16 protein-coding genes are annotated in these 12,250 nt (G+C 68.4%); 8 read left to right on the top strand and 8 right to left on the bottom strand.

Annotated elements, in window-relative coordinates; translation table 11 throughout:
* Positions 1-9: 9 nt before the first annotated feature.
* Positions 10-444 (bottom strand): hypothetical protein, encoded by a 435-nt coding sequence (locus ABZ382_RS28205; RefSeq protein ID WP_357094880.1) that lies wholly within the window; start codon positions 442-444, stop codon positions 10-12.
* A 34-nt stretch (positions 445-478) separates the two neighbouring features.
* Positions 479-982: a DUF2231 domain-containing protein gene (locus ABZ382_RS28210; protein ID WP_357094882.1), complete on the bottom strand. Its 504-nt coding sequence runs from the start codon at positions 980-982 to the stop codon at positions 479-481.
* 86 nt (positions 983-1,068) lie between these two features.
* On the opposite strand from ABZ382_RS28210, the gene ABZ382_RS28215 reads away from it, so the two are divergent.
* Entirely contained in the window at positions 1,069-1,752 is a 684-nt protein-coding gene (locus ABZ382_RS28215; RefSeq protein WP_357094885.1) for a DNA alkylation repair protein, read from the top strand.
* A gap of 90 nt (positions 1,753-1,842) precedes the next feature.
* Here ABZ382_RS28215 and ABZ382_RS28220 read toward each other — a convergent pair whose 3' ends face one another.
* From ABZ382_RS28220 to ABZ382_RS28230, 3 genes are all read right to left on the bottom strand, one after another.
* Positions 1,843-1,986 carry a hypothetical protein gene (locus ABZ382_RS28220; RefSeq protein ID WP_357094888.1) on the bottom strand — a complete coding sequence of 48 codons (144 nt, stop codon included), beginning with the start codon at positions 1,984-1,986 and terminating at the stop codon, positions 1,843-1,845.
* A gap of 17 nt (positions 1,987-2,003) precedes the next feature.
* A complete protein-coding gene (locus ABZ382_RS28225; protein WP_357094891.1) occupies positions 2,004-2,372 on the bottom strand; it encodes a DUF2255 family protein in 369 nt (122 codons plus the stop codon).
* 92 nt (positions 2,373-2,464) lie between these two features.
* On the bottom strand, positions 2,465-2,608 hold the full coding sequence (locus ABZ382_RS28230; protein WP_357094894.1) for a hypothetical protein: 144 nt from the start codon (positions 2,606-2,608) through the stop codon (positions 2,465-2,467).
* A 194-nt stretch (positions 2,609-2,802) separates the two neighbouring features.
* Here ABZ382_RS28230 and ABZ382_RS28235 point away from each other — a divergent pair, with 194 nt between their 5' ends.
* A complete protein-coding gene (locus ABZ382_RS28235) occupies positions 2,803-3,405 on the top strand; it encodes a dihydrofolate reductase family protein (RefSeq protein ID WP_357094897.1) in 603 nt (200 codons plus the stop codon).
* Between the two features lie 67 nt (positions 3,406-3,472).
* Here ABZ382_RS28235 and ABZ382_RS28240 read toward each other — a convergent pair whose 3' ends face one another.
* Both ABZ382_RS28240 and ABZ382_RS28245 read right to left on the bottom strand, forming a co-directional pair.
* Positions 3,473-4,552 carry an alkaline phosphatase family protein gene (locus ABZ382_RS28240; RefSeq protein WP_357094900.1) on the bottom strand — a complete coding sequence of 360 codons (1,080 nt, stop codon included), beginning with the start codon at positions 4,550-4,552 and terminating at the stop codon, positions 3,473-3,475.
* Positions 4,553-4,641: 89 nt separating this feature from the next.
* A complete protein-coding gene (locus ABZ382_RS28245) occupies positions 4,642-5,322 on the bottom strand; it encodes a TetR/AcrR family transcriptional regulator C-terminal domain-containing protein (RefSeq protein ID WP_357094903.1) in 681 nt (226 codons plus the stop codon).
* Positions 5,323-5,460: 138 nt separating this feature from the next.
* Between ABZ382_RS28245 and ABZ382_RS28250 the strand changes: the two genes are divergently transcribed.
* Genes ABZ382_RS28250 through ABZ382_RS28270 form a run of 5 tightly spaced genes read left to right on the top strand, consistent with a single transcriptional unit; the run spans position 5,461 to position 10,511 of the window.
* Positions 5,461-6,612 (top strand): acyl-CoA dehydrogenase family protein, encoded by a 1,152-nt coding sequence (locus ABZ382_RS28250; protein WP_357094904.1) that lies wholly within the window; start codon positions 5,461-5,463, stop codon positions 6,610-6,612.
* A gap of 16 nt (positions 6,613-6,628) precedes the next feature.
* Positions 6,629-7,387, top strand: coding sequence for a 3-oxoacyl-ACP reductase FabG (gene fabG / locus ABZ382_RS28255; RefSeq protein ID WP_357095250.1), 759 nt, complete (start codon positions 6,629-6,631; stop codon positions 7,385-7,387).
* 17 nt (positions 7,388-7,404) lie between these two features.
* The gene (locus ABZ382_RS28260; RefSeq protein WP_357094907.1) at positions 7,405-8,562 is read left to right on the top strand and encodes an acyl-CoA dehydrogenase family protein; all 1,158 of its coding nucleotides are present in this window, start codon (positions 7,405-7,407) and stop codon (positions 8,560-8,562) included.
* A complete protein-coding gene (locus ABZ382_RS28265; protein WP_357094910.1) occupies positions 8,563-10,047 on the top strand; it encodes a long-chain fatty acid--CoA ligase in 1,485 nt (494 codons plus the stop codon).
* Positions 10,048-10,058: 11 nt separating this feature from the next.
* On the top strand, positions 10,059-10,511 hold the full coding sequence (locus ABZ382_RS28270; protein ID WP_357094913.1) for a MaoC family dehydratase: 453 nt from the start codon (positions 10,059-10,061) through the stop codon (positions 10,509-10,511).
* Positions 10,512-10,577: 66 nt separating this feature from the next.
* Here ABZ382_RS28270 and ABZ382_RS28275 read toward each other — a convergent pair whose 3' ends face one another.
* Positions 10,578-11,354 carry a YdcF family protein gene (locus ABZ382_RS28275; RefSeq protein WP_357094916.1) on the bottom strand — a complete coding sequence of 259 codons (777 nt, stop codon included), beginning with the start codon at positions 11,352-11,354 and terminating at the stop codon, positions 10,578-10,580.
* A gap of 349 nt (positions 11,355-11,703) precedes the next feature.
* On the opposite strand from ABZ382_RS28275, the gene ABZ382_RS28280 reads away from it, so the two are divergent.
* On the top strand, positions 11,704-12,171 hold the full coding sequence (locus ABZ382_RS28280; protein ID WP_357094919.1) for a carboxymuconolactone decarboxylase family protein: 468 nt from the start codon (positions 11,704-11,706) through the stop codon (positions 12,169-12,171).
* Positions 12,172-12,250: the final 79 nt, after the last annotated feature.

Below are 12,250 nucleotides of genomic sequence, written 5' to 3' on the forward strand. Positions count from 1 at the left end.
CTGTCCTGCTCATACCCCCAGCGCGGTGAGCAGCACCAGGACGACGGTGACGACGGCCCACAAGCCGTGACCGCCGACCACCAGCACCGGGAAGTGCCGTTCGGCGGGTTCCCGGCCGGGGATCGACACCGGGGCCGGTTCCGCGGCGACGGTGCGCGATTCCCGGTAGATCGGGATCCAGCGCAGCAGCATCACGACTCCGAGCGCCGCCACCGGGACCAGGAACCCGAAAGCGACCCAGGCCAGGGCGTCGGAATCGGTGACGAGGTAGATGATCCACAACACCAGCCCGATCACGGCCAGCAGGAAGTGGCCGAAGATGACGGGCGGGGGCAGGTGACTGGTACGCGGTTCGCGCACACCGCCTTTGGCGATCCAGGTGCCGAGCAGAAAGAAGCCGCCCGCCGCGGTGAACAGCCAGGTGATCAATGCCGCGATGGCCATGACGAACTCCTGTCGAATGCGAAGGGATGGGGATTCAGCGGCGGAAACCCTCCGCCTGGGTGGTCTCGTCGGCGACCCGGACGCCGTAGCGGTAGGCGAGCTTCCCGCCGAGATAACCGGAAACAGACAATGTCGCCAGCGCGACGAGCGACAGCACCAGCGGGCCGATCGGCACCGGGCCGTCCGGGGTGCCCCGCCACCAGAAATCCAGCGCGAACGCCACGGTCACCGCCAGATTCAGGCTCAGGTGCGTCAATCCGATGCGGAAGGCCGGGGTTCCGGCCGGAATGGCCAGGAAGTCCAGGAAGCCGATGGTCGCCGCGGCCAGCGCGCCCAGCACGCCGATGGCGATCAGCCACCGCGCGCCGTACGCCAGCGCGTCCGCATCCCCCGCCACATGGGAGGCCAGGTCGAAGACCACACTCGCCACCCACGCCCCGATGGGCACGGTGACCAGAATCGGATGAAACGGATGGCCGTAGGGACCGGCCAGCAGCGCACTCACGGGATGTTTCGCCCGCTGTGGATCAGCGGTCATCACAACCTCCCAACCAGGTCGAGCAGGACTACCTGCCGCATACCCGTTCCCGCTCGGACATCACTCCCGCCGCTATCGTGGGTCGCGTGACCAGCGCTTCCGTGTCCGAGCCGACCCTGACCGCAGTCCTGGCCGACTTGGCGGCCCTGGAAGACCCCAAGGCCCGCGCCGTCAACGAGCGACACGGTGACGACCACGGCGTCAACCTCACGAAGCTGCGCGCTCTCGCCAAGCGCCTCGGCCCCCACGAGGAGCTGGCTCGCCAACTCTGGGAGTCCGACGACAGCGCCGCCAAACTCCTGGCGATCCTCATCTCGCGCCCCAAGCAGTACGACCGCACCGACCTCGACGCGATGCTCCGTGCGGCCCGCACCCCGAAGGTCCACGACTGGCTCGTCGGCAACCTCGTGAAGAAGAACCCGCACGCCGAGGAACTGCGCCTGGCCTGGATGCACGACCCCGACCCGGTCGTCGCGAGCGCCGGATGGGCCCTCACCGCCGAACGCGTCACCAAACGGCCCCGGGGCCTGGACCTCCCGGCCCTCCTCGACGTCATCGAAGCCGAGATGAGGACCGCCCCGGACCGTCTCCAATGGGCGATGAACACCTGCCTGGCCCAGATCGGCATCGCCCACCCGGACCTGCGCGCCCGCGCCGTCGACATCGGTGAACGCCTGGAGGTCCTGAAGGACTACCCGACCCCGCCCAACTGCACGTCGCCGTACGCCCCGACCTGGATCGCCGAAATGGTCCGCCGCCAACAGGAGTAGCCGAGTTCACCGACATCGCGGTGCCGGACAACAACATCCGCACGGATCATGCGCAAGGACTCGGACTAGCGCCGGGTGCCACGAGCGGGGTCAGTTCACGCCTTTGTTGACGAAGAAGAACGACGCGACCGCGCCGACGGCGATGACCGCGCCGTAGTGGCCGGGGGAGACGGCGTACGCGTAGGTGGACGCGGCGAGGATGGCACCGGCGGCCAGGAACAGCCATCGCTTCACTGTGGCTCCGCGCCCGGTCAGACGGCGAGTAGTCGCACGGTGGTACCGGCGGCCGGCGGGGTCACCATGGTGTCGAGGGCGCTGCCGTTGCCCGCGTACTTCGAGCGGTACGCCGCGTCGACCGCGGCGTTCGTCGCGGCATCGATTGTCGGCCGCAAGGTTACGTCCACTGCGGCCCCGCCCGCCTCGATGTGCAACCGGTCCGCCAAAGCGTGCCGATACCACACGGCGGCGGGTCCCAGAGCGGCACGGATATAGACGTCATCACCGACCCGCACGCCCCAGATCGGAATCGCGTTCCGGAGGGTGCCGTCCGGACGGTAGGTGCTGATGTGGAGCTCGTCCGCCCCGCCCAGCTCGTCGATCTGCTCCGTGGTCAATGCCATGGTGGTCTCCTCCGGCTGTCGTCGACCTGCATTGCATCCATCAAACACCCTGGTGAGAAGACTGCGCCGCATTTGGCTGGGTCCGCGATCCGCTAGTCCATGGCCTTGCCGACGAACCAGAGGGTGAGGACCGCGCCGATGGCGATGACGGCGCCGTAGTGGCCGGGGGAGAGGGCGTAGGTGTAGGTGGATGCGGCGAGGATGACCGCGGCGGTGATGAAGAGCAGACGCTTCACGGTGGACTCCACTGGGCGGGATTCCACCGTAGGAGGGGCGGGGGCGGGCGCACCAGGGCAGCGGCGGCGTGGTGGCGGTGAGGGGGCCGCGAGGGGAGGAAACAGGCAGGGGAGCGATGAGTTTCGGGCGGGGGCGCCGTCGTATCAGGTGAGCGCGCGACACATTCGACTACTGATCGGCAAGGAGCACACTGATGCGCAAGGTGACGGCGGGACTGTTCATTTCGCTCGACGGAATCGTGGCGGAGCCCCAGGACTGGCACTTCCCGTACTTCAATGACGAGATGGGGGAAGCGGTTTCGGCTCAGGTCGGCGGGGCGGACACCCTGGTGTTCGGGCGGGCCACCTATGAAGGGTTCGCGGGAGCATGGCCCGAGCGGGAGGCCGCGGGCGGCGAGGACGCCGGATTCGCGAAGGCGCTCGGCGATATGCGGAAAGTCGTGGTCTCGCACCAGGAGCTGGAATTCACGTGGCGGAACTCCGAGCAGCTGCGCGGTGACCTGGTCGAGGGCGTCGCGGCGCTCAAGGCCGAAGCGGGCGGGGACATCGCGATGAGCGGATCGCCGTCGGTGGTGGTGCAGCTGCTGGCCGCCGGACTCGTGGATGAGCTGCATCTGCTGGTGCATCCGGTGGCGCTGCGCAACGGCGGGGTGCGGCTGTTCGACGAGGGGAATTCGGTTCCGCTGCGGTTGATCTCGGCCACGCCGTTCAAGACCGGGGTGGTGCACATGGTGTACGGGCCCGCCGAGGAGCCCGCCCCCGCGGGGTACGCGGAGGCGGCGGGTCTCATCTCCTGATCACCCACCGACGCGAAAGCCGGTCCCGGGAACCGAACCCGGGACCGGCTTTTCGGCGTCGGGAAGCCTACTTGCCGTAGGAGCCACCGGCCGAGCCGCTGGCCACCAGGCACAGCGGGTTGTTGACCATCAGCATCTGCGCCGAACCCGACGACGAACCGGTGAGCCCGGAATCGAGGGCGGGCGTGTTCGGCGGGGTCGCGGCGGGATCGCCCGAACCGCCCAGCCGCATGGACCGGCCGTCGGAATTCGGATCCGCCGGGGCGCCCAGCAGATCCAGCACCGTCGGGGTGATGTCGGCCAGCGCGTAGCCGTTGTTCTGGGCGCCCGCGGTGAAGTCGGGGCCGCGCGCGATCACGAAACTCGCTGTCTCGTAGGCGCTCTGACCGCCGTGCCCGCCCTCGGGCTTGTGGCCGTGATCGGTGGTCACCAGGATCGTCCAGCGCTCGTCGGCGTGCGTGCGGGCCCGGTCGTCCACCGCCTTGGTGATATTGCCGACCAGCGTGTCCACCCGGCCGATGGCGTCGCGGTAGGCCTGCGGCCAGACCCCGCGCAGCGTGTGGCCGACGATATCGACCTGATCGAGGTGGGTGAAGGTGAAATCGGCGCCGTCGTCGGTGATCGAGGACACCACCTTCGACGCCGCGACCGAATCCGCCGTCGTCTCACAGACTCCCGCGCCCGTCGGGTCGACCTGCGTCACCGACACCTTGTCCGCCGCCGGACTTCCGGTCCGCGCGATCATGCCGATCTTGTCCCAGGTGCCCAGCGATGCCGTCGCCAGACTCGGCTTGTAGCGCTCCAACTGCGTGAACACCGTCGGGTACTGCGCGAACGGCGCGGGGTTGCAGGTGGCGTCGTTGTCCTTGATGCCGTGCTTGGTGTCCCATACGCCGGTCAGCGCCGTCGCCCAGGAGACGCAGGACATGGTGGTGTGCGGGGCGATCGAGGTCCGGGCCAGGGTGCCCTGCGCGGCGAGCAGACCCAGGTTCGGCGCGTTCGCCGCCTGCACCTCGCTCCACAGCGTGCCGTCGATGCCGATCACCACGACCTTGTTCACCACGGGAGCGGCCGTCGCCGGGGCGGCCGACGCCAGCGGGAGTGCGGCCAGCGCGACGGCGGCCACCCATGCACGAGTTCCAGACATGCGCGGCAGGTTAGCGGGGGTTCGGCACTTCCGCAGCAAATTCGGACAATTGACCAGAATCGTCCCACTGGGTGCGACCGCGAGCGACCTCAGCCCTGGCCCGAGCGGGCGTTCGCCGAGCGCGACTGCCTGCGCCGCGCCCGCTCCTTCTCGATGCCGTCGAAACGCAGCTGCAAGCCGTCCAGAAACGCCGACAGCGCCAATTCGAAACTCTCCGCGTCGATTTCATCGGCCTTGGCTCGCAGCAGGTGGGCCTGCTCCAAATGCGGGTAGCGGTCCCGGTAGACCTGCACGTCGTCGACGAAACCGCGCGAGAAGGACCCCATCGTCGCGCCCATGACCAGGTAGCGGGTGGCCGCGCCGATCATGGTCGCGTCGCGCGGCGGCCAGCCCGCGGACACCAGCCCGCCGTGGACGGCGTCCGCGGTGCGCAGGTTCTCGTCGCGGGTGCCGGGGCCCGCGGCCAGGTAGGCGACGAAATTGGGATGGCGGACCAGTGCGTCGCGGTAGGAATGCGCCCACTCGGTGATGCCGGTCCGCCAGCCCCGGTCGAAGGCCGAAGCGTCGACCCGGGACATGAGCATGCCGCCGATGTCGTCGAGGACGGCGTCCTTGGTGGGGTAGTGGGTGTAGAGGGATGCGGCCTGCACGCCCAGTTCGGCGGCCAGTTTCCGCATGGAGAGCTCGGCGAGGCCGTCGCGGTCGATCAGGGTCAGGGCCGCGTCGCGAATGCGTTCGCGGCTCAGCAGCGGCACTTTCGGTCTGGCCATGCGGCTCACCTCCCTGGGGTCGGGCCGGGTGCGCGCCGGCGGACGTCGAACTTATCACCCGTCCTTGATTAACCGAACACTGTTAGGATAGCGTCGAGTCATAAACCTAACACCGTTTGGTTAGGAGCTATCGCAACCATGGACTTCGAACTCGGCGAAGCGCAGCGCGAGCTGCGCGACCTGGCCCGCGCCTGGGTCGACAAAGAGGTCGTCCCGCACGCTGCCGCCTGGGACCGGGCCGAATCGGTGGACACCGCCATCGTCGGCAAACTCGGCGACATGGGCTTCCTCGGCATCGAGATCCCCGAGGAGTACGGCGGCTCCGGCGGCACCGCCCTGGACTACTGCCTGCTGCTCGAGGAACTCGGCCGCGGCGACAGCTCGGTGCGCGGCATCGTGTCGGTATCACTGGGCCTGGTCTCGAAGTCGATCAAGACCTACGGGACCGAGGCGCAGAAACGGGAATGGCTGCCGCGCCTGTGCGCCGGGCAGGCGCTGGGCTGCTTCGGCCTCACCGAACCTGGCACCGGCTCCGACGCGGGCAGCCTGATCACCAAAGCCGTTGCCGACGGCGATGATTGGCTGCTGTCCGGCACCAAGATCTTCATCACCAACGGCACCTGGGCCGATGTCGCCATCATCTTCGCGCGCACCGGCGGACCCGGCCCCAAGGGCGTGACCGCGTTCCTGGTGCCCACCGACGCACCCGGTTTCACCCGCACCGAGATCAAGGGCAAGCTCGGGCTGCGCGGCCAGGCCACCGCCGAACTGGTCCTCGACCAGGTCCGGGTGCCCGACGCCAACCGGCTCGGCGAGCTCGGCCAGGGCTTCAAGATCGCCATGGCCGCCCTCGACAAGGGCCGTATGGGCGTGGCCGCCGGTTGCGTGGGCGTCGCGCGCGGCTGCCTCGAGGAAGCGGTGAAGTACGCCGGGCAGCGCGAGCAGTTCGGCAAGCCGATCGCCGCGTATCAGCTGGTCCAGGAACTCATCTCGGACATCGCCGTCGATGTGGAGGCGGCACGGCTGCTCACCTGGCGGGTCGCGGACCTGGTGGAGAAGGGCAAGCCGTTCGGCACCGAGGCCTCGGTCGCCAAACTCTTCGCCAGCGAGGCCGCGGTGAAGGCCGCCAACAATGCCATCCAGGTGTTCGGCGGCTACGGCTACATCGACGAGTACCCGGTCGCGAAGTATCTGCGCGACGCGCGTGTCCTCACCCTCTACGAGGGCACCAGCCAGATCCAGAAACTGCTCATCGGCCGCGCCCTCACCGGCGTGAACGCCTTCAACTGACCGCTCACCCAGGGAGATAACCGAGATGTCGAAAGTCGCAGTCGTCACCGGCGCCGCCCGCGGAATCGGCGCGGGCACCGCGGCCCGCCTGGCCGCCGACGGATTCGCCGTCGCCGTCGTCGATCTCGACGAAGCCGCCGGTAAGGACGCCGTGGACGCCATCGCCGCCGCGGGCGGGACCGCGATCGCGGTGGGCTGCAACGTCACCGACGAAACCCAGGTCGCCGCCGCGTTCGAACGCATCGCCACGGAACTGGGCTCGGTGGACGTGCTGGTCAACAACGCCGGCGTGCTGCGCGACAACCTGCTGTTCAAAATGTCGGTCGACGACTGGGATCTGGTCATGTCCGTGCACCTCAAGGGCACGTTCCTGTGCACCCGCGAGGCGCAGAAGTACATGGTGAAGCAGCAGTCCGGCAAGATCGTGAACACCTCCAGCGTGTCCGCGCTCGGCGCCCGCGGGCAGGCCAACTACTCGGCCGCCAAGATGGGCATCCAGGGCCTGACCCGCACGCTCGCCATGGAATTGGGGCCGTTCGGCATCAATGTCAACGCTGTCGCGCCGGGGTTCATCGTCACCGAGATGACCGACGCGACCGCCGCGCGGGTCGGCGTCTCGCCCGAGGAGTTCCGCGCCGAGGCCGCCAAGATCACCCCGCTGCGTCGCGTCGGCGCACCCGCCGACATCGCCAACGTGGTGTCGTTCCTGGTCTCCGACGACGCCTCGTTCGTCACCGGCCAGACCATCTACGTCGACGGCGGCCGTCGCCTCTAACGCGAGAGAGATTTCCCATGCAGAGAACAGTTTTCGACAAAGACCACGACGCCTTCCGGGAGACCGTGCGCGCCTTCATCGAATCGGAGGTCGTGCCGGTCTACGAGGAGTGGTACGCCGCCGGGATCGCGCCCCGCGACTTCTATTACAAGCTGGGCGAACTCGGCGTCTTCGGCATCGAGGTGCCCGAGGAGTACGGCGGCGCGGGCATCGAATCGTTCAAATTCCAGGCCATTCTGATGGAGGAGTGCGCGCGGGCGGCGGTGTCGTTCGGCGGGTCCGGGGTGCACGTGGGCCTGTGCCTGCCCTACATCAAGAACCTGGCCACCGCGGAGCAGAAGCAGCGCTGGCTGCCCGGATTCGTCACCGGCGAGATCATGTTCGCCATCGCCATGACCGAACCCGGCACCGGCTCCGACCTCGCCGGAATGCGCACCACGGCAAAGCTTTCCGAGGACGGCACGCACTACGTGCTGAACGGGTCCAAGACCTTCATCACCGGTGGCGTGCTCGCCGACCGGGTGATCGTCTGCGCCCGCACCGCCGCGCCCGCCGAGAACGATCGCCGCCACGGCATCTCGCTGTTCGTGGTGGACACCAAGTCCGCCGGGTACAGCGTCGGCCGCAAGCTCGACAAACTGGGCCTGAAGGTCTCCGACACCGCCGAACTCAACTTCACCGACGTGCACGTGCCGGTCGAGGATCTGCTCGGCGAGGAGCACAAGGGCTTCTCCTACCTCGGCCAGAACCTCCCCCAGGAGCGGCTGTCCATCGCCGTCGGCGCGTACGCGCAGGCCAAGGCGGCCATCCGGTTCGCCAAGGACTACACCCAGCAGCGCAATGTCTTCGGGCAGCCGGTCGCCAGCTTCCAGAACACCAAGTTCGAGCTCGCCGCCTGCCAGGCCGAGGTGGACGCCGCCGAAGCCGTGGTCGACCGCGCGCTGGAAGCCCTCGACGAAGGCGCCCTGACCGCCGCCGACGCCGCGTCGGCCAAGCTGTTCTGCACCGAGGTCGCCCACCGGGTCATCGACCGCTGCCTGCAGTTGCACGGCGGCTACGGGTTCATCAACGAGTACCCGGTCGCCCGCCTCTACGCCGACAACCGGGTCAACCGGATCTACGGCGGCACCAGTGAAGTCATGAAGATGATCATCGCGAAGGACATGGGGCTGTAGATGAACGCGACCCTGTCGCTGGCCAGCATCCTCGCCGAACCGGCGTGGCGGCGGCCCGACCAGCTCGCCCTCATCGAGGGCGAACAGCGCATCACCTTCCGCGAACTGTGGCGGCAGGCGCGCGAACAGGCCGGGGCCCTCATCGAACTCGGGGTGCGGCCGGGGGACCGGGTCGCGCTCATGGGACCCAACACCGCCGACTTCCCGCGCGCGTACTTCGCCATCCTGGCGGCGGGCGCGACCGTGGTGCCGGTGCATCTGCTGCTCACCGCCGACGAGGCCGAATACGTGCTGCGCGACAGCGGGGCCACGGTGATGCTGTGCCATCCGATGGTCGAGGCCGTCGGCAAGGAGGCGGCGAGCCGGGCCGGAATCCCCTGCGTGAACCCGAAAGAACTGTCCGGGGAGGCGATCCCGGCGTTCGTGGCCCGCGGCCCGCTCGACACCGCTGTCGTGTTCTACACCAGCGGCACCACCGGCCGCCCCAAGGGCGCGGAACTCAGCCATCTCAATATGGTCATGTGCGCGACGGTCAACGCCTTCGACGCCAACGAGGTGAAACGGGAGGACATCGCGCTGGGCGCGCTGCCGCTGTTCCACGTGTTCGGGCAGACCGTGTCCATGAACTCGCACTGGCGGCTCGGCGCGACCCTGGTCCTGATGCCGAGATTCGATGCGGCACAGGCCATCGAGCTCATGGTCGCCGAGAACGTCAACACCTTCCACGGCGTGCCCACCATGTATCACGGACTGCTCGAGGCCGCGGCGACCGCGACCACGCTGCCGGAGCTGCGGCTGTGCATCAGCGGCGGCGCGGCCATGCCGCCGGTCATCATCGAAGAGTTCGAGAAGGTGTTCGGCGCGCACATCCTCGAGGGCTACGGGCTGTCCGAAACCTCGCCCACCGCAACGGTGAACCAGCCGCTGCTCGGCCCCGAGACCGGCACCGTCGGGCACCCGGTGTGGGGCGTCGACGTCGAGATCGCCGACGCCGATGCGCGTGACAGCATCGACCTGCAACCCGCCGGAACCATTGGCGAGGTCGTGATCCGCGGCCACAATGTGTTCGGCGGCTACACCGGACGACCCGACGCCACCGCGGAAGTCATGGTGGACGGCTGGTTCCGCACCGGCGACCTCGGCGTCAAGGACGAGCACGGTTACCTGCGGATCGTTGACCGGATCAAGGAGATGATCATCCGCGGCGGGTTCAACGTGTACCCGACCGAGGTCGAGGCCGCCCTGCTGCGGCATCCGAACATCTCCCAGATCGCGGTGATCGGGGTGCCGGACGAGAACTACGGCGAGGAGATCCTCGCGGTCGTCGTGCCGTCGGGACCGCTCACCGCCGAGGACGTCATCGAGTACGCGAAAGAGCATGTGGCCCGGTACAAGTACCCGCGCCGCGTCGAGTTCGTGACCGAGCTGCCGATGGGGCCGACCCACAAGATCCTCAAACGCGAATTGAAGCAGCGATACCTCTGAAGGGCAGGACCATGATCGACTTCGGCGACCTCGACGCACTGCGGGACGCCGCCGGAACCGAACTCGGTGTCAGCGACTGGATCACCGTCGACCAGCGCCGCATCGACACCTTCGCCGACGCCACCGACGACCACCAGTGGATCCACGTCGACGCCGCCCGCGCCGCCGCCGGACCCTACGGCCGCACCATCGCCCACGGGTTCCTCACCCTGTCGCTGGTGGTGCCGCTGACCGCGCGGATCATGACCGTCAGCGCGGCGAACATGGCGATCAACTATGGGCTCAACAAGGTTCGCTTCATCAATCCGGTGCTGGTGGACAGCCGCATTCGCGGACGGCTCACCCTCGACACCGTCACCGACATTCCCGGCGGTGTGCAGGCCGTGCGCACCATGACCGTCGAGATCGAGGGCGCGGACAAGCCCGCCTGCGTCGCCGAGAGCATCGCCCGCTACCTCGCCTGAGCCCCTCGCGCGCCGAAGGCCCGCCGATCGAATCGATCAGCGGGCCTTCGAGTTTGCGTGACCGGCCTACTTCGCGCCCGGCCCGAACGGCTGCGCCGACAGCGGCGCGGAATCCGGGGTCAGGGTGGCCACCACCGAGATTCCGGCAGCCCGGAAATTCGTCAGCGCCCGCGCGATGTGATCGGCGGAGGTGATCAGGATGGCGGCGTGCGCGCCGATGACGTCCATCAGATGCGCCGAGAAGGCGGCGTTCTGGACCGTCGAATTCGCCTTGGTCTCGGTGTGGATGCGATTGCGGTCGATGCCGCGCTCGACCAGCCAGTCGGCCATGGCATCGGCCTCGGTGACGCCGTTCTGCGGATTGCCGCCGGTCACGATGACCGGGGCTTGCGGCGACAGCAGCGCCGAGACGTAGCCGGCGGAGAGGCGGGCCATGAGCTCCGGGCGCATCTGGCCGTCGGGGAGCAGGCCGTAGCCGAGCACCACGATCGCGGTGTCCGGGGTGAACAGCGCGGGCAGATCCAGGCCCGGCAGATCCATGCCCGGAATATTGATGGACTTGACCGCGTCGAAGGTCGCCGGCAGGTCCTGGGAGAGACCGAAGACCGGATCGACCTGCGGCGGCTGGTCCGCCGAGTCGCCCGGTAGTAGCCGGGTCTCCGAGGCGGCCTGTTGCGGCGCCTCCCACTCGGCCGACGGCTGGGTCCCCGAGTCCGCGAGCGGCGGGGCGGGTGCATCGGCGGGCGGCGGGTTCACCGCCTCGGCGTGCGCCGGGGTCGACACGGCCGCCAGGGCGACGACCGTCGCTCCGGGCAGTAGCGCCTGTAAGGTTTTGGTGCGCATGGTGTTCGGTGTCTGCCGATGATGTCGGCCGGGCGGGGTGCGCCGCAGCTGCGGAACAACCCACTGCCATTGACCCGCGGACGAGGCGCGGCGGTGTCTGCCTGATTCGAGCATCGCAACCCCCTAGGTAGCCGGGATGTGACTACCGGTCGGTTCACAATCTACCGATTCATGATCGCGTGGGATCGCGCCGCGCGGAGGGGAATTGGTGAAATCTACATTCACATTTCGCGCCAGACCCCGATTTCCGGGGGTGACCGGGCTCACACGTGAGGCGATGTCACACCTGTGCGGGCCACGTCGTCAACCTCATGAAGCCAACGAACACCCCACCAGAAAAGAGAGAACGATGACCCGCTTCGCCCTGTACGAGAACGAGATCGCCGCCAAGTTCAGCAAGCGCATCGTCACCGCCGCCCGCGTGATCGACGACTCCAGCCTGCCCAAGGCCACCCAGGAACTGGTCAAGATCCGCGCCTCGCAGATCAACAACTGCGGCATGTGCCTGGACATGCACACCAAAGACGCCGCCCACGCCGGCGAGACCCCGGTCCGCCTGGCCATGATCGCGGCCTGGCGCGAATCCACCGTCTTCACCGACCCCGAGCGCGCCGCCCTGGCCCTCACCGAAGAGGGCACCCGCCTGGCCGACACCTCCTCCGCCATCTCCGACGACACCTGGGCCCAGGTCCGCAAGCACTACGACGACGACCAGATCGGCGCCCTGATCTCCCTCATCGCCACCATCAACGCCTGGAACCGCCTCAACGTCATCTCCGGGCAACTGGGCGGCGAATACACCCCCGGCCAGTGGTGACCGCCCACCCGCCGCGGAAATTCGATACCGATTTCCGCGGCGGGCGGTTACTGTCCTTGTCGCCACCGACGCCCTGGCG

This window comes from Nocardia sp. NPDC005825, assembly GCF_040630175.1.
In the GTDB taxonomy this organism is placed as follows: Bacteria; Actinomycetota; Actinomycetes; order Mycobacteriales; family Mycobacteriaceae; genus Nocardia.

Bases quoted from the DNA above. Each gene is read 5' to 3' on its own strand.
- ABZ382_RS28205 (WP_357094880.1), bottom strand. From the start codon at position 444: ATGGCCATCGCGGCATTGATCACCTGGCTGTTCACCGCGGCGGGCGGC.
- ABZ382_RS28210 (WP_357094882.1), bottom strand. From the start codon at position 982: ATGACCGCTGATCCACAGCGGGCGAAACATCCCGTGAGTGCGCTGCTG.
- ABZ382_RS28225 (WP_357094891.1), bottom strand. From the start codon at position 2,372: ATGGCATTGACCACGGAGCAGATCGACGAGCTGGGCGGGGCGGACGAG.
- ABZ382_RS28235 (WP_357094897.1), top strand. From the start codon at position 2,803: ATGCGCAAGGTGACGGCGGGACTGTTCATTTCGCTCGACGGAATCGTG.
- ABZ382_RS28240 (WP_357094900.1), bottom strand. From the start codon at position 4,552: ATGTCTGGAACTCGTGCATGGGTGGCCGCCGTCGCGCTGGCCGCACTC.
- ABZ382_RS28245 (WP_357094903.1), bottom strand. From the start codon at position 5,322: ATGGCCAGACCGAAAGTGCCGCTGCTGAGCCGCGAACGCATTCGCGAC.
- ABZ382_RS28250 (WP_357094904.1), top strand. From the start codon at position 5,461: ATGGACTTCGAACTCGGCGAAGCGCAGCGCGAGCTGCGCGACCTGGCC.
- ABZ382_RS28260 (WP_357094907.1), top strand. From the start codon at position 7,405: ATGCAGAGAACAGTTTTCGACAAAGACCACGACGCCTTCCGGGAGACC.
- ABZ382_RS28265 (WP_357094910.1), top strand. From the start codon at position 8,563: ATGAACGCGACCCTGTCGCTGGCCAGCATCCTCGCCGAACCGGCGTGG.
- ABZ382_RS28270 (WP_357094913.1), top strand. From the start codon at position 10,059: ATGATCGACTTCGGCGACCTCGACGCACTGCGGGACGCCGCCGGAACC.
- ABZ382_RS28275 (WP_357094916.1), bottom strand. From the start codon at position 11,354: ATGCGCACCAAAACCTTACAGGCGCTACTGCCCGGAGCGACGGTCGTC.
- ABZ382_RS28280 (WP_357094919.1), top strand. From the start codon at position 11,704: ATGACCCGCTTCGCCCTGTACGAGAACGAGATCGCCGCCAAGTTCAGC.